The organism is Burkholderia cepacia GG4 (assembly GCF_000292915.1).
Classification (GTDB): domain Bacteria; phylum Pseudomonadota; class Gammaproteobacteria; order Burkholderiales; family Burkholderiaceae; genus Burkholderia; species Burkholderia cepacia_D.
Window position 1 is genome coordinate 1,602,619 of the sequence record NC_018513.1, and the last position, 17,841, is coordinate 1,620,459.

Sequence of the window (17,841 nt, forward strand, 5' to 3'; positions counted from 1 at the left end):
TCGCGTGCGCAGCATCCGAACCTTTCGCGCCTGAAAGAAATGCATGCGGCACGCGCCGGGCTGCGTGTCCATGATAGGCGGAGCATGCCGCCAATACGTTCCGCAATTCACGGGCATGCGGGAATTTTTACAAAAAATCGCGAAGTCAATCGGGCGATTTCATTAAAATGCGCTGTCACGTCGCGGGAACGGATCGCCGCGCGGCGGGGTCTGTCGACGTGACAGTTGCCACGATGCACCTACTCTGATTCATCCGCTTGCATTTCCGCATGCGTCCGAGGGCACCACGTCCGCCCGCCATTCCGACATGCCAATTATCAAACGACCGTCTTCTTCTTCCGACCGGAACGAACCCCACTACACGTTGCGCCGCTCGCCGTCGGGAGCCTATTACGCCGATGACGACAACCGCGACGACGATCGCCGCGCGCCGCGCAGCGGAGGCGGGGGCGGAGGCCGCCGCTCGTTCGGTTCGCGCGTCGCGTTGTGGTTCGTCGGCCTGTTCGCGACGCTCGCGATCGTGGGTGCGCTGATCGTCGGCTACGCACTCGTCGTGATGGCGCCGCAACTGCCGTCGCTCGATGCGCTGACCAACTACCAGCCGAAGGTGCCGCTGCGCGTGTTCTCGGCCGATCACGTGCTGATCGGCGAATTCGGCGAGGAGCGCCGCAGCCTCGTGCGCTTCCAGGACATTCCGGACGTGATGAAGAAGGCGGTGCTCGCGATCGAGGACTACCGCTTCTACGAACACGGCGGCGTCGACTTCCTCGGCATCCTGCGCGCGGGCGTGGCCGACCTGATGCACGGTGGCGCGCGCCAGGGCGCGAGCACGATCACGATGCAGGTCGCGCGCAACTTCTTCCTGTCGAGCGAAAAGACCTACACGCGCAAGATCTACGAGATGCTGCTCGCGTACAAGATCGAGAAGGCCCTGACGAAGGACCAGATCCTCGAGCTGTACATGAACCAGATCTATCTCGGCCAGCGCTCGTACGGCTTCGCGGCCGCCGCGCGCGTGTATTTCGGCAAGGACCTGAAGGACATCACGCTCGCGGAAGCGGCGATGCTCGCGGGGCTGCCGAAGGCGCCGTCCGCGTATAACCCGGTCGTCAATCCGAAGCGCGCGAAGGTCCGTCAGGAATACATCCTGAAGCGCATGCTCGAGATCGGCTACATCACGCAGCCGCAGTACGACGAGGCGGTGAAGGAAGAGATCCACGTGCGCACGCCGGGCAACCAGTACGCGGTGCACGGCGAATATGTCGCGGAGATGGTGCGGCAGATGATGTACCAGCAATACAAGGACGAGACCTATACGCGTGGGCTGACCGTCACGACGACGATCAACTCGGCCGACCAGGAAGCGGCATACCAGGCCGTGCGCCGCGGCATTCTCGACTACGAGCGCCGCCACGGCTATCGCGGGCCGGAAGGTTCGATCAACCTGCCGGCGGCCGGCGACGACCGCGACGAGGCGATTGACGATGCGCTCGCGGATCACCCGGACAACGGCGACCTGCAGTCGGCGGTGGTACTGTCGGCCGCGCCGAATGCGCTCGAGGTGCAGTTCGTCGGCGGTGCGACGACGACGCTCGGCCCGGCCGGGCTGCGCTTCGTGGCGGCCGCGCTGGGTCCGCGCGCAAACGCCGCGCTGCGGATCAAGCCGGGCTCGATCGTGCGCGTGCTGAAGGACGGCAAGACGGGCTGGCAGGTCGTGCAGCTGCCGCAGGTCGAAGGCGCGCTGGTCGCGATCGCGCCGCAGGACGGTGCGATCCGCTCGCTCGTCGGCGGTTTCGATTTCAACAAGAGCAAGTTCAACCACGTGACGCAAGCGTGGCGCCAGCCGGGTTCGTCGTTCAAGCCGTTCATCTACTCGGCGTCGCTCGACAAGGGCCTCGGGCCGGCGACGATCATCAACGATGCGCCGCTGTACTTCCCGCCGAGCGTGCCGGGCGGCACCGCGTGGGAGCCGAAGGACGACGACCAGCCTGACGGCCCGATGGCGATGCGCACCGGCCTGCAGCGTTCGAAGAACCTCGTGTCGATCCGGATCCTCGCATCGATCGGCACGCAGTATGCGCAGCAGTACGTGACGCAGCGCTTCGGCTTCGATCCGGCGAAGACGCCGCCTTACCTGCCGATGGCGCTCGGCGCCGGCCTCGTGACGCCGCTGCAGCTCGCGACCGGCTACGCGGTGTTCGCGAATGGCGGCTACAAGGTCGATCCGTACCTGATCGCCGAAGTCGATGACGCGCGCGGCCAGCCGCTGCAGAAGTCGCAACCGGTGGTCGCGGGCGGCACGGCGCCGCGCACGATCGAAGGCCGCAACGCGTACGTGATGAACAGCCTGCTGCACACTGTCGCGACGGCCGGCACGGGCGCGGGCACCAATGCGCTCGGCCGCAGCGACCTGCAGGGCAAGACGGGTACGACGAACGATGCGAAGGACGGCTGGTTCGCCGGCTACCAGCAGTCGCTCGTCGCAGTCGCGTGGATGGGCTTCGACCAGCCGAAGAGCCTCGGCAGCCGCGAATTCGGCGCGCAGCTCGCGCTGCCGATCTGGGTGAACTACATGCGTACCGCGCTGAACGGCGTGCCCGAGCAGCAGATGCCGATGCCTGACGGCCTGACGTCGATCGACGGCGAGCTGTACTACGCCGACCGCACGCCGGGCAACGGCTTCGTTGCGAGCGTCGACATGAACCCGGTCGAGAACGCGATCAGCGCGAACGATGCGCTCGGCTCGGCCGGCGCGGCGGGGCTGGCACCGCCGCCCGTCACGCAGCAGGAGAAGCAGCAGATCATGGACATGTTCGAGAGCAAGTAAGCGAAACGCGGATCTGTCGCATGCAACGGGCGCCTTCGGGCGCCCGTTTTTCGTTGCGTTGTCGCGCGACAGCCGTGGAAGGCGAGTCAGAACGGCGCACCGGCCGGCACGCGTGTGATGGCGACCGACTGCTGCCGGAAGCGCCCGCCGTACGCGTGCCGGATTGCGGCGAGCCGCGCGTGCGTGTCGGCGGTATCGTCGGCGACGATACGGATCATCAAGCCCGGTTCGCGGACGATCCGGCCGGTGGCGCGGTCGCGCCATTGGCCGTGAGTGTGTCTCAGTACGTGAAGCTGTCCGGAAAGCGTGGCGTGACGACGTCGGCGAGGAAGGCCGCGCGTTCCGCATCGGTGACGGGGTCGCGTCCCGCAATGTCGCGCCCGAACAGCAGGTCGGCCTGCAGCATCCGGTGCGCGTCCGGCTGCACGCAGGCCGCCGCAGCGTCGACGACGGGCGAGGGCGGGGCCGCGCAACCGGCCAGCAGCGCGATGGCGGCAGCGCCGATCATGGGCAGTGCGGGCAGCCGCCACGTCGCGGCACGTGGGATCGGCGGCCGCATCTGCCTATTTCGCGTCCGGGGCCCTTCGCGCGCACAAAACCCTGCGCGCTCAACCACTTGCGGGTTTGTTCGGCGGGTTATCAACAGGGCTGTCAACATAAACTGGGGATAACCCTGAGTACCCCGCTGAGGCTCAGCGCTGCAGCGTCGCGTGCGCGAGATGCATGCCGAGCGTGGCGGGGTCGGTATTGGTGCCCGATAGCAGCACGCCGACCCGCTTGCCCTGCAGCGTTTCGCGCAGCGGGCCGAGCAGCGCCGCGAGCGGCGCCGCGCACGCCGGTTCGACCGACAGCTTCAGGTGCGAGAACAGGAACAGCATCGCCGCACGCAGCGCGTCGTCGGACACCGTGACGATGCGGTCGACGTGGCGCCGGCACAGCTGGTAGCTGTATTCCTCGGTGTGGGGCGCCATCAGCGAATCGGCGATCGTCTGCATCGCGCTCATCTTGATCGTGTGATTGGCCGCGAAGCTGCGGCTCATCGCATCGGCGCCTTCGGGTTCGACGCCATACACGTGCACGCGCGGATTCGCGAGCCGCAGCGCGGTCGCCATGCCGGCCGCGAGCCCGCCGCCGCCGATCGGCACGATCACCGCGTCGAGATCGGGGGTCTGCGTCGCCCATTCGTAGCCGAGCGTCGCGGTGCCGAGAATCGTGTGATAGCCGTTGAACGGATGAATGAAGAAGCGGCCTTCCTCGGCCTCGATCCGCCGCACGAGGTCGAATGCCTGCGACGCGCTGCCGGCGAGCACGACTTCCGCGCGGTACTGCTTGCACTGCGCGATGCGCGTCGCGCTCGCGGTATGGAACATCACGACCTTCGCGCTGCTGCCGAGCCGCATCGCCGCATACGCGACGGCCGCCGCGTGATTGCCGGCCGACACGCAGGTGACGCCGGCATTCTTGCGCGCCTCGTCGAGCGCGAGCAGGTTCGTGAACGCGCCGCGTACCTTGAAGCTGCCGCTCGCCTGCAGCAGCTCGAACTTGAAGTTGACGTGCGTGCCTTCGAGGGAAGGCAGGTCGGCGCGCTCGAACACCGGTGTGCGCGCGACCCACGGCGACAACGCGAAATGCTGCGCGGCGATTTCGTCGAGCGTCGGAATCGGCTCGCCGTCGATCGTCGTATGGGCATGGCCCTGTGATTCAGTCGACATGACGTGGCGGGTGGCGGGAGTGGGCTGGCCCGCACACGCGGGCCGGCGTGGCGGGGGCAGTCAGTGCGCGTCGACCGACATGCTGCGGATGAACTTGCGCAGGAACTGCTCGCAGCCGGCGAGCTGCGCGAGCTCGACATACTCGTTCGGCTTGTGCGCCTGTTCGATGTTGCCGGGCCCGCAGACAATGCTCGGGATGCCCGCGCGTTCAAACAGGCCGGCCTCGGTGCCGTACGCGACCTTGCGCTTGTCCTGGTCGGCCGTCAGCGCGCGCACGAGCTGCGTGATCGCAGCCTGTTCGGTCGCGTCGAGCCCGGGGGCCGCGGCGATCTTCGAGAACTCGATCGCCGCGTTCGGATGCTCGCGACGCATCTGCGGCAGCAGCGTTTCCTGCGCATACGCTTCGATGCGCGTGAAGATCTGCTCGGGATCGAGCGTCGGCAGGTTGCGGAACTCGAAGTCGAAGCGGCATTCGGCCGGCACGGTGTTGATCGCGTTGCCACCCTGGATCGTGCTCGTCTGCGCGGTCGTGAACGGTACGTCGTACAGATCGTCGAACGGGCCTTCGGCGCGGAAGCGGTCGGCGATGTCGCGGATGTGGCAGATCAGGCGCGCCGCGTATTCGATCGCGTTCAGGCCCTTCGGCGTCAGCGACGAGTGCGCCGCGTGGCCGCGCACGCAGCAGCGGTATGCGTTGATGCCCTTGTGCGCGATGATCGGCCGCATGCTGGTCGGCTCGCCGACGATGCAGCCGGACGGCTTCACGCCGCGCTTGACGAGATCGGCGATCATCAGCGGCGCGCCCGCGCAGCCGATTTCCTCGTCGTAGGACAGCGCGAAATGGATCGGCTTCGCGAGTTTCGTCGCCTGCATCTCGGGCAACAGCGCGAGCGCCGTGCCGATGAAGCCCTTCATGTCGCACGTGCCGCGGCCGTACAGGCGGCCGTCGCGGATTTCCGGCGCGAACGGGTTGCTGTCCCATTGCTGGCCGTCGACCGGCACGACGTCGGTGTGCCCCGACAGCACGATGCCGCCGTCGGTCGAGCCGTCGTGCGCGGGCACGGTCGCGAACAGGTTCGCCCAGCCCTCGCGCGGATCGTGCGTAAGCGTCGACACGATGCCCTGCGCGGCGAGCGCGTCGCGCACCGTTTCGATCAGGCCGAGGTTCGGCACGCGGCTCGTCGTGTCCATCGACACCAGCTGCTTGATCCAGGGCAGGCCGACGAGCGAAGCGTCGCCTTGGTCGGCGGCGGACGGCGCCGTCGCGTCGAGAGTGGACATGGCAAAACTCCGTCTGATGAATGGGAAAATCATACTCAAAAACGCGTCGGCACGCCTGCGCCGGCCGCGATGCGGTGCAGCATCGCGGCCGTGCCGTCAGCGTGCCGCGCTCGTCGCGCCCGGACGCGGCGCGAGCGCGCGCAGCGTATCCTTGATCGTCGATACGCGGATCGCGAGGTCGGGCGAGCGCGTCTCGATGCGCAGCTTGTCCTGTCCCGCGAGCTTGATGTGCCGGTGCTTCTGCACCATCTCGATGATCCGCATCGGATCGATCGGCGGGTTCGGCTCGAACTGCAGCCCGATCGCGACTTCGCTCGCGTCGATCTTGACGATGCCGAGCGGCTTCGCGGCCAGCCGCAGCCGGTGCGTCTCGACGAGCGCGTGCGCCTGCGGCGGCAACTTGCCGAAGCGGTCGATCAGCTCCTCCTGGATGCCGTCGATCGCGTCGCCGTGCTCGCAGTTCGCGAGCCGCTTGTACAGCGACAGCCGCTCCTGCACGTCCGCGCAGTAGTCGGCCGGCAGGATCGCGGGCGCATGCAGGTTGATTTCCGTCGTCGCGGCGAGCGGCGCGGTGAGGTCGGGCTCCTTGCCGTTCTTCAGCGCCTTCACCGCGTCGTTCAGCATGTCGGTGTAAAGCTGGAAGCCGATCTCGTGGATCTCGCCCGACTGCTTGTCGCCGAGCACTTCGCCGGTGCCGCGGATCTCGAGGTCGTGCATCGCGAGATAGAAGCCCGAACCGAGTTCCTCCATCTGCTGGATCGCCTCGAGCCGGCGCTGGGCCTGCTTGGTCAGCGACTGTGGATCGTGGACCAGCAGGTACGCATAGGCCTGGTGGTGCGAACGGCCGACGCGGCCGCGCAGCTGGTGGAGCTGCGCGAGGCCGAACTTGTCGGAGCGATGCATGATGATCGTGTTCGCGCTCGGCACGTCGATGCCGGTCTCGATGATGGTCGTGCACAGCAGCACGTTCGCGCGCTGCGCGACGAAATCCCGCATCACGCGTTCGAGTTCGCGCTCGTGCATCTGGCCGTGCGCGATCGCGATGCGCGCCTCGGGCACGAGTTCCTCGAGCATCGCCTTGCGGTTCTCGATCGTCTCGACCTCGTTGTGCAGGAAGTACACCTGGCCGCCGCGTTTCAGCTCGCGCAGCATCGCCTCGCGGATCACGCTTTCTTCCTCGCGGCGCACGAAGGTCTTGATCGCGAGCCGCTTCTGCGGCGCGGTCGCGATCACCGAGAAGTCGCGCAGCCCCTCGAGCGCCATCCCGAGCGTACGCGGGATCGGCGTCGCGGTGAGCGTCAGCACGTCGACTTCCGCGCGCAGCGCCTTCAGCGCTTCCTTCTGGCGCACGCCGAAGCGGTGCTCCTCGTCGATGATTACCAGGCCGAGGCGCTTGAACTGCACGTCCGACGACAGCAGCTTGTGCGTGCCGATCACGATGTCGACGCTGCCTTCGTTGATCTGCGCGATCGCCGCATTCACTTCCTTCGCGGTCTTGAAGCGCGACAGCTCGACGATCCGCACCGGCCAGTCCGCGAAGCGGTCGGCGAAGGTCTGCGTGTGCTGCTCGGCGAGCAGCGTGGTCGGCGACAGCAGCGCGACCTGCTTGCCGCCCATCACCGCGATGAACGCGGCGCGCAGCGCGACCTCGGTCTTGCCGAAGCCGACGTCGCCGCACACGAGGCGGTCCATTGGCTTGCCGCTCGTCATGTCGCCGATCACGGCCGCGATCGCCGCGGCCTGGTCGGGCGTTTCCTCGAAGCCGAAGCTTTCCGCGAACTTCACGTAGTCGCGCGGCTCGAGCGCGAACGCATGGCCTTCGCGGGCCGCGCGGCGCGCGTACAGGTTCAGCAGCTCGGCGGCCGTGTCGCGGATCTGCTGCGCGGCCTTGCGCTTCGCACGTTCCCACTGGCCCGAGCCGAGCGCGTGCAGCGGTGCGCTGTCGGGATCGGCGCCGCTGTAGCGCGAGATCACGTGCAACTGCGCGACCGGCACGTAGAGCTTGCTGTCGCCCGCGTATTCGAGATGCAGGAATTCGGTCTCGCCTTCGCCGAGATCCATCGACACGAGGCCCATGTAGCGGCCGATGCCGTGCTGCGCATGGACGACCGGATCGCCGACCTTCAGCTCCGACAGGTCGCGCACCATCGCGTCGACGTTGCTGGCCTGCTCCTGGCGGCGGCGCCCCGCACGGCGGCCGAGCGCGCCGTACAGCTCGGTTTCGGTGACGAGCGCGTAGCCTTCGCCCGGCACCGCGAAGCCGCTCGCGAGCGGCGCGACGCCGAGCGCGAAGCGCGCATCGCTCTCGAGCCAGCCCGCGAAATGGTCGTTCGACGTGGGCCGCAGGTGATGTTCGGCGAGCAGCTGCAGGATCGTTTCGCGGCGGCCGGCCGATTCGACGGTCAGCAGCACGCGCTTGCCCGACGTTTCGACGAACGTGCGCAGCGCAGCGAGCGGATCGTCGGCATGGCGATCGACCGTGAGTTCGGGCAGGCCCGTCGCCCAACCGCCGGCCGGCTGCGCGGGCAGCACGACGCGCGCGAACGGCTTCGCGAACGCGAAGAAATCCTCGTCGGACAGGAACAGGCGCTCCGGCTCGAGGATCGGCCGCTCGCGATCGTGCGCGAGGAACGCGTGGCGCTGCTTCGTATCGGCCGTGAAGCGGCGGATCGAAGTCTCGAGATCGCCGGCGAACACGAGGTGCGCGTCCTGTGGCAGGTAGTGGAACAGCGTGGCCGTCTCGTCGAAGAACAGCGGCAGGTAATACTCGATGCCGGCCGACGGCACGCCGTTGCCGATGTCCTTGTAGATCGGCGCGCGGCTCGGGTCGCCTTCGAAGGTTTCGCGCCAGCGGCTGCGGAAGGCCGTGCGCGCGGCTTCGTCGAACGGAAACTCGCGGCCGGGCAACAGGCGCACGTCGCGCACCGGGTAGAGGCTGCGCTGCGTATCGGGATCGAACGCGCGGATCGAGTCGACCTGGTCGTCGAACAGGTCGATCCGGTACGGCAGCGGCGAGCCCATCGGGTACAGGTCGATCAGCGAGCCGCGCACGCAGTATTCGCCGGGCCGCACGACCTGGCTCACGTGCTCGTAGCCGGCCAGCGTGAGCTGCGCCTTCAGCTTCGCCTCGTCGAGCCGTTCGCCCTGCGCGAACGCGAAGGTGTACGCGGCCATGAACGACGCGGGCGGCATCCGGTACAGCGCGGTGGTCGCGGGCACCAGCAGGATGTCGCAGCGGCCCTCGCCGAGGTCGTGCAGCGTCGCCAGGCGCTCGGAGACGAGATCCTGGTGCGGCGAGAAAGTGTCGTACGGCAGCGTTTCCCAGTCCGGCAGCAGGCGCACGCGCGCATTCGGGGAGAAGTAGCGGATTTCCTGCGACAGCCGCTGCGCGTCGACCGCGTTCGCGCAGATCACCGCAAGGAGCGGGACCGCGTCGCGGTGGTCGGCGAGATAGCGGGCGATGGCGAGTGCGTCGGCGGAGCCGTGCGCGCCGTCGAAGGCGAACCGCTGGCCCGGTTTGACGCGGGCGACGGGCGAGGCGAACGGGGTGGAAGCGTTGTCTGGCATAGGGACGGCAGGGGTGGCGGGCACGGGCGCATCGCGGTGCGTCGGTCGAGACGAAAGACCTATTATAAAATCCGCTTCTCGATTTCATCTTTCCGGCGTTTCCCTTTCGTGACTCCCCGACTTTTCGCCCTGATTCCTTGCGCCGGCACGGGCAGCCGTTCCGGTTCGGCCGTGCCGAAGCAATACCGCACGCTGGCCGGCCGCGCGCTCCTGCATTACACGCTCGCCGCGTTCGACGCGTGCAGCGAATTCGCGCAGACGCTCGTCGTCCTCGCGCCCGACGACACGCACTTCGACGCGCGCCGCTTCGCGGGCCTGCGCTTCGCGGTGCGCCGCTGCGGCGGCGGCTCGCGCCAGGCGTCGGTGCTGAACGGGCTGCTCGAACTGGCCGAATTCGGCGCGACCGACCACGACTGGGTGCTCGTGCACGACGCCGCGCGCCCCGGTATCACGCCGGAGCTGATCCGCACCCTGGTCGCGACGCTGAAGGACGACCCGGTGGGCGGCATCGTCGCGCTGCCGGTGGCCGATACCCTCAAGCGCGTGCCGGCCGGCGGCGATGCGATCGCGCGCACCGAGTCGCGCGACGCGCTGTGGCAGGCGCAGACGCCGCAGATGTTCCGCATCGGCATGCTGCGCGACGCGATCCTGCGCGCGCAGCGGGAAGGGCACGACCTGACCGACGAGGCCAGCGCGATCGAATGGGCCGGCCATACGCCGCGCGTCGTGCAGGGCAGCCTGCGCAACTTCAAGGTCACGTACCCGGAAGATTTCGCGCTCGCGGAGGCGATCCTCGCGCGCCCCGCGAACGCTTCCTGACTTTCACCTCATCTCAACCGGAATACGCATGGATTTCAGAATCGGACAAGGCTACGACGTGCACAAGCTCGTCCCGGGGCGCCCCCTCATCATCGGCGGCGTGACGATTCCGTACGAGCGCGGCCTGCTCGGCCACTCGGACGCGGACGTGCTGCTGCACGCGATCACCGACGCGCTGTTCGGCGCGGCGGCGCTCGGCGACATCGGTCGTCATTTCTCCGACACCGACGCGGCGTTCAAGGGCGCGGACAGCCGCGTGCTGCTGCGCGAGTGCGTCGCCCGCGTGAAGGCGGCCGGCTTCACGATCCAGAACGTCGACAGCACCGTGATCGCGCAGGCGCCGAAGCTGGCGCCGCATATCGACGGGATGCGCGCGAACATCGCGGCCGATCTCGGGCTGCCGCTCGAGCGCGTGAACGTGAAGGCGAAGACCAACGAGAAGCTCGGCTATCTCGGCCGCGGCGACGGCATCGAGGCGCAGGCCGCCGCGCTGCTGGTGAAGCAGGGCGCTTGAGCGCTTGATGCTGGTGCGACGCCGGTTTGATGCCGGCGCGAACCGGCGCGCAGGTTGCGCCGCCGGAATGAAAAATGCCACGCGCTTGCGTGGCATTTTCGTTTTGCGGCCCGGAGCGGTGCAGCGCGGCGTCGATCGGCTGCCGCGCCGCGCCGTGCTGCCGCCGCTGCCGCCGGTTACGCGCCTTCGGCGGCGATCACCTGCGCGGCGGCGTTGATCACCGACGCGATGCGGCCGACGTCACGCAGCTGCGTCGTCGTCATCCCTTGCTCGTCCTTCAGCAGCGCATAGTGCGACTTCACGCAGAAGTGGCACTTGCCGACGATCGACGCGGCGAGCGCGTACATCTCGAACCGGCGCTTGTCGACACCGCCGTGCGACGCATACGCGCCCATCCGCAGCTCGGCGCGCTGCGTCTTCAGGTCGGCGTCATCGGCCATCTCGACATACGGATACCAGGTGTTGTTCATCCCCATCAGCGCGGCCGCCGTCAGCACGGCGTTCGTCTCTTCGGGCGACAGCACGCCGGCTTCACGGATCGTCTTCACGAGCACCGTGCTCTTGGCCGCGACCGCCGCCGCCAGCGCGACGCCGACCGCATCGGTGCCTTCGAGCGACGAGCGCGAGATCGTGCCGTCGAGGTTCAGGCGAATGTCCTTCGCGTAGTCGGGGATACGTGCCTTAATCGAGTCGATGAATTCCATTGATATCTCCTATGGGTTGGCCGTTAAAAAAGCCCGCAGGCAGGACGTGCGCCGCGGGCTTCGTGCATCGATGCGCTTACAGCGTTGCGCCGCCGACAGAGCGGTTGCACGGGCACAGTTCGTCCGTTTGCAGGCCGTCCAGAATGCGCAGGATTTCGTCCGTGTTACGACCGACGTTCAGGTTGTTGATCGAAACGTGCTGGATCGTGTTGTCCGGATCGACGATGAACGTCGCGCGCAGGGCCACGCCGGCTTCCTTGTCGCGCACGCCGAGCTGGTCGATCAGCTCGCCCTTGACGTCGCCGAACGAGTAATGGTTCAGCTTGTTCAGGTCCTTGTGCTCACGGCGCCATGCGAGCTTCACGAATTCGTTGTCCGAGCTGCCGCCGAGCAGGATGGCATCGCGCTCTTCGAACTGCTTCGTCAGCTTTGCGAACTCGACGATTTCCGTCGGGCACACGAACGTGAAATCCTTCGGATAGAAGTAGATGATCTTCCACTTGCCCGGGAACGACGCTTCGGTGATGGTCTCGAACGCCGACTGGCCGTTTTCCTCGTGATTGTTGAAGCCCGGCTTCGCGGCTACGACGGTGAATGCTTCGAGTTTATCGCCCACGGTTTTCATGCGGATACTCCTGTATGAGTTGGGAAGAAGACTGAGTCAAGCTACCTCGGTGCTGCAACGTTGATGTGACAGCATGGGAAACACTATAACACTATTAGCAATGCGCTTCAATAGATTTTGGCTAACGGTTCCCATAGTTTTTTTCAACCGCGGCGATAGTGTGACGCGCACGAGCCGTGCGCGAACGCGTCACGCCGTCGCACGCGCCTTGCCGGCGCCGGGGAATTCGAGGGTGACTTCGAGGCCCGCTTCGGGGCTGCGGTTGCGCAGGCGCAGCGCGCCGCGATAGCGGCCGACGAGGCGCAGCACGATCGCCATGCCGAGGCCCGTGCCGTCCGCCTTGGTGCGCGCCGTGTCGACGCGGTAGAACGGCCGCATCACGAGCGGCAGCTGGTCCTCGGGGATGCCGGGACCCTCGTCGCTCACCGACAGCTCGACGCGCGCATGCGTCACGCGCGTCTCGAGCGTGATGCGCGACACGCCGTCGTGCCGGCTCTGCCCGTATTTGCGCGCGTTCTCGACGAGGTTGCCGATCACGCGGCGCATGTCGGTTTCGTCGGCTTCGATCACGGCGGTCGGCGCGAGCTGCGTGCGAATCTCGACGCCGTCTTCGCCCGCTACGCGTGCAGCGACTTCCTGCACGATCGACGACAGGTCGACCGGCTCGGGCTTGCGCTGCGTCGGGCGCGCATAGTCGATGAAGGCCGCGATGATGCGGTCCATCTGCTCGATGTCGTCGACCATCGCGTCCTTGGTCGCCTGGTCGGACGGACTCATCTCGGTTTCGAGTCGCAGTCGCGCGAGCGGCGTGCGCAGGTCGTGCGAGATGCCCGCGAGCATCAGCGCACGATCGGCCTCGAGCTGTTCGAGGTCGCGCACCATCTGGTTGAAGCTGCGGTTGGTGTCGGCCGCGACGCCCATCCCGCGCTCGGGCAGCAGCTCGGGTGTCTGGCCCGAGCCGATCTGCCGTGCGGCGAGCGCGAGCCGCGAGAACGGCCGGTTCACGAGGCTCGTGATGAACGCCGAGCCGAACAATGACAGCGCGAGCGCGAACAGGCCCCAGCCGGCCCATTGCAGGCCCGTGACGCTGTCGAGCTGGTCGCGGTCCAGCGCGACCCAGTAATCGTCGTCGTCGATCTTGAAGCTGATCCACACGCCCGGGATGTCGTTGACCGACTGCGCGATCACGGTATCGTCGCCGAGACGGCTGCGGATGTCGTGTTCGATCAGGCGGTTCAGCGATTCGTCGGGCTGCAGCTTGAACTTGTCGGTTTTTTCGCGCGGGTAGACGCGCACGCCCTCGTTGCTCTCGAGATCCTGCAGCAATGCGCGCCGCAAATCGGGATCGGAATAGAGCAGGGCGGTGCGCGTGAGCTTCACGATCGCGACGAGCTGGAGCGCGACACGCTGCGCGCGCGGCTCGCGCTCGATCACGCGAAAGCTCTGGAACCACGCGGCGAGACTGACCGAGATCAGCAGCGCGATCAGCAGGAAGGTGCGCCAGAACAGCCCGCCGAACGCGAGCTGCAGGAGGCGCCGGTCGATACGCATGGGACGGGCCGTGGACGGGCGAAACCGGAAAGGAAAAAGATCAGGCGGCGCCGTCAGGGATGAACACGTAGCCGAGGCCCCAGACGGTCTGGATGAAACGCGGGCTGCCCGGATCCGGTTCGATCAGCTTGCGCAGGCGCGAGATCTGCACGTCGAGGCTGCGGTCGAACACTTCGTATTCGCGGCCGCGTGCGAGCTCCATCAGCTTCTCGCGCGACAGCGGCTGGCGCGGATGACGCGCGAACACCTTCAGCACCGAGAATTCGCCGGTGGTCAGCGGAATTTCCTGGCCGGACTTCGTCAGCGTGCGCGTCGCGAGGTTCAGCGAGAACTCGCCGAACTCGAATACCTCGGTGGTTTCCGACGGCGCGCCCGGTAGTTCGGCCGGCGCCTGGCGGCGCAGCACCGCGTGGATGCGCGCGACGAGTTCGCGCGGGTTGAACGGCTTCGGCAGGTAGTCGTCGGCGCCCATCTCCAGGCCGACGATACGATCGACATCCTCTCCCTTCGCGGTGAGCATGATGATCGGCGTGCGGTCGTTGCTGCCGCGCAGGCGGCGGCAGATCGACAGGCCGTCTTCGCCCGGCAGCATCAGGTCGAGCACGAGCAGGTCGAAGCGCTCGCGCACCCAGAGCTTGTTCATCGCGGTCGCGTTCTCCGCGACGTACACGTTGAAACCCTGCTCGCCGAGATAGCGGCGCAGCAGATCGCGCAGGCGCGGGTCGTCGTCGACGACGAGAATCTTGGAGGGGTTTTTCGTTTCCATGAGTGGCATCTTATCGCGAATGGCAAATCACACACGGTCGCGCAATTTCATGCGTTACAGTCCGTTACAAAATTTACCCGTAGTGTCGCGCGGAGTAAAGGCAGGCTATAGAGATTCCTTTACTCGAAGCCGAAATTCGGTAGATACTCCCCTGCACTCCATCTTTCATCTTTGTACACCCGAATTCCGCAGGGTTTTTCAAGTACCAGAGGTAACCGGTTGCCGCGTGACGAAGGGAACAAATCGACCAAAGAAGCGAGGACGGTCATGCGATCTGCCCGGATTGCACTGATGCTGACGATCGCACTTGCCGGTCCATATGCGTCGAACTTCGCGTATGCGCAGCGCCCCGAGCAGGGCGCATCGTCGCGCAAGCTGCCGCGCGGCAAAGCGCCGCAGTCCGATCGCGCCGCCGACATGGTGGTCCGTTCCGCCGTGCCTCCCGATCTCGAACAGCACCGCCGCGACGGGCACATGACGCCCGAGGAACGCCACCTGCTGCGCCAGCACATCGAGGACGCCGTTCGCGAGTTGTACAAGCGCTGACACCAGGCGCTGACACGCGCGGTCTTTCGCATCATGCGGAAAGATTCCGTAGCAATTTTTCCGTCAACTTTCGCACGCGTCCTGCCGTTGAACCGGCATCCGCACCACCGGTGCGTTCCGGGAGTCCACGACGATGAAAGCGAACGCTGCCGCACCGGCATCGCCCGCGATGCAGGCGCCGCTCGACGCCGACGATGCACTGTTCTTCCTGAGCCGTACCGGCTTTTCTCCCGCGCCGGCCGAGGTCGCCCGCGTCGTCGGCATGACGCGCGCGCAAGTCGTGGCCGAGGCGCTCGGCAACGTGCGCCGCGAACCCGTGACGACCTGGCCCGACTGGCTCGCCGAGCTGCCGCCGACTCGTGCGCAGCGCCAGGCGCTGACGCCCGACATGCGGCGCGACGAGCAGCGTGAACGCAATCGCCGCTACGATGCGTTGCGCGCGGCGTGGATCAACGAGATGGTCACGACGCCGTCGCCGCTTACCGAGCGCATGACGCTGTTCTGGCACGCGCACTTCACGTCGGGGCAGGACAAGGTCCCGTATCCGCAGACGATGGCCGCGCAGAACGCGCTGTTCCGCCGCGAGGCGCTCGGCAACTTCGGCGTGCTGCTGCATGCGGTCGCGAAGGATCCGGCGATGCTCCAGTATCTCGACGGCGCGAGCAATCGCAAGGAGCGCCCGAACGAGAATTTCGCGCGCGAGGTGATGGAGCTGTTCACGCTCGGCGAAGGGCATTACACGCAGCACGACGTGACCGAGGCCGCGCGCGCGATGACTGGCTGGAGCGTCGATCCCGATACGCTGCGCTTCGCGGTGCGGCCCGAATGGCACGATGCGGGCGACAAGACGATTCTCGGCGAGACGGGGCCGTTCGACGGCGACGGTTTTCTCGACATCCTGCTGAAGCGGCCTGACACCGCACGCTTCATCGCGGGCAAGCTGTGGCGCGAGTTCGTGTCCGATGTGCCTGACGCTGGCGCACTCGATGCGGTGGCTGAACGGTTTCGCGCGAGCGGCTACGACATACGCGCGGCGCTCGCCGCGCTATGGTCGACCGACGCGTTCTGGGATCCGCGCAACCGCGGCGTGCTCGTGAAGTCGCCGGCCGAATTCGTCGTCGGGTCGGTGCGGCTGTTCGATGTCGCGTACAGCGATCCGCAGATGCTCGCGAACACCGTGCGCACGCTCGGGCAGAACCTGTTCTATCCGCCGAACGTGAAGGGCTGGCCGGGTGGCGCGCTGTGGATCAACAGCACGACGCTGCTTGCGCGCAAGCAGTTCGTCGAGCAATTGTTCCGTGCGACCGAGACGGCCGGCATGCGGCAGCCCGTGCACGCGATGGCGCCGCCGTCGTCGAGTGCCGGTGCGCAAGCGATGCCGGTGGCGGACACGGCGTCCGCGGCCGGCATGCGCGGCGCGCCGGCCAAGCCCGCGCGCGGCGGCTTGCGGTTCGACCTCGAACGCTGGCTCGCGCAGTTCCGGACGCGGCCGCAGGCGATCGCGGGACTGTCGGCCGAGCTTCAGCTGCAGCACGCGGTGCTGCCGGTGTCGCCGGTCGCGGCAATCGACACGGACTCGACCGGCAGCGCGTATCTCGAGGCGCTGCTGATGGATCCGGCCTATCAACTGAAGTGATTCAAACGAACCCGAATCGGGTTGGCGGCGCGGCACAGGTGCCGGGCGGTGAACCAAAGGATGCGCGATGAACCGACGTGATTTTCTGACGCTGACGGGCGCCGCGGCTGCGGCGGGCGTGTCGTTGTGGCAGCCGCCCGTGGAGGCGGCATCGGTGGCGGCGGCAGGGCGGCAACCGGCGGCCGGCTACGCGAACGTGCTGATCCTCATCGAGCTGAAGGGCGGCAACGACGGTCTCAATACGGTGGTGCCGTATGCGGATCCGCTCTACTACCAGTTCCGCCGCAGCATCGGCATCAAGCGCGAGCAGGTGCTGCAGCTCGACGCGCATACGGGGCTGCATCCGTCGCTCGCGCCGCTGATGCCGCTGTGGCGCGACGGACAGGTCGCGATCGTGCAGGGCGTCGGCTATCCGCAGCCGAACCTGTCGCATTTCCGCTCGATCGAGATCTGGGATACCGCGTCGCGCTCGGACCAGTACCTGCACGAAGGCTGGCTCACGCGCACGTTTGCGCAGGCGCCGGTGCCGCCCGGCTTCGCGGCGGACGGCGTCGTGCTGGGCAGCGCCGAGATGGGGCCGCTCGCGAACGGCGCGCGTGCGATCGCGCTCGTCAATCCCGCGCAGTTCATCCGTGCGGCGCGGCTTGCCGAGCCGTCGTCGCTGCGCGAGCAGAACCCGGCGCTCGCGCACATCATCGACGTCGAGAACGACATCGTGAAGGCGGCCGACCGGCTGCGCCCGCGCGGCGGGATGCGCGAGTTCAGGACGGCATTTCCGGCCGGTGCGTTCGGTACCTCGGTGAAGACCGCGATGCAGGTGCTCGCCGCATGCGAAGCGTCCGGGCCCGGTGCGCAGGACGGCGTCGCGGTGCTGCGGCTCACGCTCAACGGTTTCGATACGCATCAGAACCAGCCGGGCCAGCAGGCCGCGCTGCTCAAGCAGTTCGCGGAAGGGATGAGCGCGATGCGCGGCGCGCTGATCGAACTCGGGCGCTGGAACCAGACGCTGGTGATGACGTATGCGGAATTCGGGCGGCGCGTGCGCGAGAACCAGAGCAACGGCACCGATCACGGCACCGCCGCGCCGCATTTCGTGATGGGCGGCCGCGTGGCCGGCGGGCTGTACGGCGCGGCGCCGGCACTCGGGCGGCTGGACGGCAACGGCAACCTGTCGGTCGCGGTCGATTTCCGCCAGCTGTATGCGACCGTGCTCGGCCCGTGGTGGGGGCTCGATGCGACGCGCGTGCTCCAGCAGCGCTTCGACACGCTGCCGTTGCTGAAGGCGTGATGTGT

Annotated in this window: 13 protein-coding genes and 1 pseudogene; 6 read left to right on the forward strand and 8 right to left on the reverse strand. The window is 67.3% G+C overall.

Annotated features, from left to right (window positions below):
• Nucleotides 1-307 precede the first annotated feature (307 nt).
• Nucleotides 308-2,827: a penicillin-binding protein 1A gene (locus GEM_RS07335; protein WP_014896783.1), complete on the forward strand. Its 2,520-nt coding sequence runs from the start codon at nt 308-310 to the stop codon at nt 2,825-2,827.
• A gap of 86 nt (nt 2,828-2,913) precedes the next feature.
• Here the strand turns inward: GEM_RS07335 and GEM_RS07340 are convergent.
• The 4 genes and pseudogenes from GEM_RS07340 to mfd form a co-directional block, all read right to left on the reverse strand.
• Nucleotides 2,914-3,335 (reverse strand): annotated as a pseudogene (locus tag GEM_RS07340) (DUF3574 domain-containing protein).
• A 184-nt stretch (nt 3,336-3,519) separates the two neighbouring features.
• On the reverse strand, nt 3,520-4,539 hold the full coding sequence (locus tag GEM_RS07345) for a threonine/serine dehydratase (RefSeq protein ID WP_014896785.1): 1,020 nt from the start codon (nt 4,537-4,539) through the stop codon (nt 3,520-3,522).
• A 60-nt stretch (nt 4,540-4,599) separates the two neighbouring features.
• Nucleotides 4,600-5,820: an acetylornithine deacetylase gene (gene argE, locus GEM_RS07350; protein ID WP_014896786.1), complete on the reverse strand. Its 1,221-nt coding sequence runs from the start codon at nt 5,818-5,820 to the stop codon at nt 4,600-4,602.
• Nucleotides 5,821-5,916: 96 nt separating this feature from the next.
• Entirely contained in the window at nt 5,917-9,387 is a 3,471-nt protein-coding gene (mfd, locus tag GEM_RS07355; protein ID WP_014896787.1) for a transcription-repair coupling factor, read from the reverse strand.
• A gap of 108 nt (nt 9,388-9,495) precedes the next feature.
• Between mfd and ispD the strand changes: the two genes are divergently transcribed.
• Nucleotides 9,496-10,206 carry a 2-C-methyl-D-erythritol 4-phosphate cytidylyltransferase gene (gene ispD, locus GEM_RS07360; RefSeq protein ID WP_041490477.1) on the forward strand — a complete coding sequence of 237 codons (711 nt, stop codon included), beginning with the start codon at nt 9,496-9,498 and terminating at the stop codon, nt 10,204-10,206.
• 28 nt (nt 10,207-10,234) lie between these two features.
• Nucleotides 10,235-10,720 carry a 2-C-methyl-D-erythritol 2,4-cyclodiphosphate synthase gene (gene ispF, locus GEM_RS07365; RefSeq protein ID WP_014896789.1) on the forward strand — a complete coding sequence of 162 codons (486 nt, stop codon included), beginning with the start codon at nt 10,235-10,237 and terminating at the stop codon, nt 10,718-10,720.
• A 176-nt stretch (nt 10,721-10,896) separates the two neighbouring features.
• Here the strand turns inward: ispF and GEM_RS07370 are convergent, their stop codons facing one another.
• The 4 genes from GEM_RS07370 to ompR form a co-directional block, all read right to left on the reverse strand.
• Nucleotides 10,897-11,424, reverse strand: a complete 528-nt coding sequence (locus GEM_RS07370) for a carboxymuconolactone decarboxylase family protein (protein WP_014896790.1) — start codon at nt 11,422-11,424, stop codon at nt 10,897-10,899.
• Nucleotides 11,425-11,500: 76 nt separating this feature from the next.
• Nucleotides 11,501-12,049: a peroxiredoxin gene (locus GEM_RS07375; RefSeq protein ID WP_014896791.1), complete on the reverse strand. Its 549-nt coding sequence runs from the start codon at nt 12,047-12,049 to the stop codon at nt 11,501-11,503.
• A gap of 189 nt (nt 12,050-12,238) precedes the next feature.
• Entirely contained in the window at nt 12,239-13,600 is a 1,362-nt protein-coding gene (locus GEM_RS07380; RefSeq protein WP_014896792.1) for an ATP-binding protein, read from the reverse strand.
• Nucleotides 13,601-13,640: 40 nt separating this feature from the next.
• Nucleotides 13,641-14,375 carry a two-component system response regulator OmpR gene (gene ompR, locus GEM_RS07385; protein WP_004192636.1) on the reverse strand — a complete coding sequence of 245 codons (735 nt, stop codon included), beginning with the start codon at nt 14,373-14,375 and terminating at the stop codon, nt 13,641-13,643.
• Between the two features lie 258 nt (nt 14,376-14,633).
• On the opposite strand from ompR, the gene GEM_RS07390 reads away from it, so the two are divergent.
• From GEM_RS07390 to GEM_RS07400, 3 genes are all read left to right on the forward strand, one after another.
• A complete protein-coding gene (locus GEM_RS07390) occupies nt 14,634-14,912 on the forward strand; it encodes a hypothetical protein (protein WP_014896793.1) in 279 nt (92 codons plus the stop codon).
• A gap of 133 nt (nt 14,913-15,045) precedes the next feature.
• Nucleotides 15,046-16,548 carry a DUF1800 domain-containing protein gene (locus GEM_RS07395; protein ID WP_014896794.1) on the forward strand — a complete coding sequence of 501 codons (1,503 nt, stop codon included), beginning with the start codon at nt 15,046-15,048 and terminating at the stop codon, nt 16,546-16,548.
• Between the two features lie 67 nt (nt 16,549-16,615).
• On the forward strand, nt 16,616-17,836 hold the full coding sequence (locus tag GEM_RS07400) for a DUF1501 domain-containing protein (RefSeq protein ID WP_014896795.1): 1,221 nt from the start codon (nt 16,616-16,618) through the stop codon (nt 17,834-17,836).
• Nucleotides 17,837-17,841 lie beyond the last annotated feature (5 nt).

Excerpts from the sequence above, each read along its gene's own strand:
- argE (WP_014896786.1), bottom strand. The coding sequence starts at position 5,820 with ATGTCCACTCTCGACGCGACGGCGCCGTCCGCCGCCGACCAAGGCGAC.
- GEM_RS07400 (WP_014896795.1), top strand. The coding sequence starts at position 16,616 with ATGAACCGACGTGATTTTCTGACGCTGACGGGCGCCGCGGCTGCGGCG.
- ispF (WP_014896789.1), top strand. The coding sequence starts at position 10,235 with ATGGATTTCAGAATCGGACAAGGCTACGACGTGCACAAGCTCGTCCCG.
- GEM_RS07345 (WP_014896785.1), bottom strand. The coding sequence starts at position 4,539 with ATGTCGACTGAATCACAGGGCCATGCCCATACGACGATCGACGGCGAG.
- GEM_RS07390 (WP_014896793.1), top strand. The coding sequence starts at position 14,634 with ATGCGATCTGCCCGGATTGCACTGATGCTGACGATCGCACTTGCCGGT.
- GEM_RS07335 (WP_014896783.1), top strand. The coding sequence starts at position 308 with ATGCCAATTATCAAACGACCGTCTTCTTCTTCCGACCGGAACGAACCC.
- ompR (WP_004192636.1), bottom strand. The coding sequence starts at position 14,375 with ATGCCACTCATGGAAACGAAAAACCCCTCCAAGATTCTCGTCGTCGAC.
- GEM_RS07380 (WP_014896792.1), bottom strand. The coding sequence starts at position 13,600 with ATGCGTATCGACCGGCGCCTCCTGCAGCTCGCGTTCGGCGGGCTGTTC.
- GEM_RS07375 (WP_014896791.1), bottom strand. The coding sequence starts at position 12,049 with ATGAAAACCGTGGGCGATAAACTCGAAGCATTCACCGTCGTAGCCGCG.
- GEM_RS07395 (WP_014896794.1), top strand. The coding sequence starts at position 15,046 with ATGAAAGCGAACGCTGCCGCACCGGCATCGCCCGCGATGCAGGCGCCG.
- mfd (WP_014896787.1), bottom strand. The coding sequence starts at position 9,387 with ATGCCAGACAACGCTTCCACCCCGTTCGCCTCGCCCGTCGCCCGCGTC.
- GEM_RS07370 (WP_014896790.1), bottom strand. The coding sequence starts at position 11,424 with ATGGAATTCATCGACTCGATTAAGGCACGTATCCCCGACTACGCGAAG.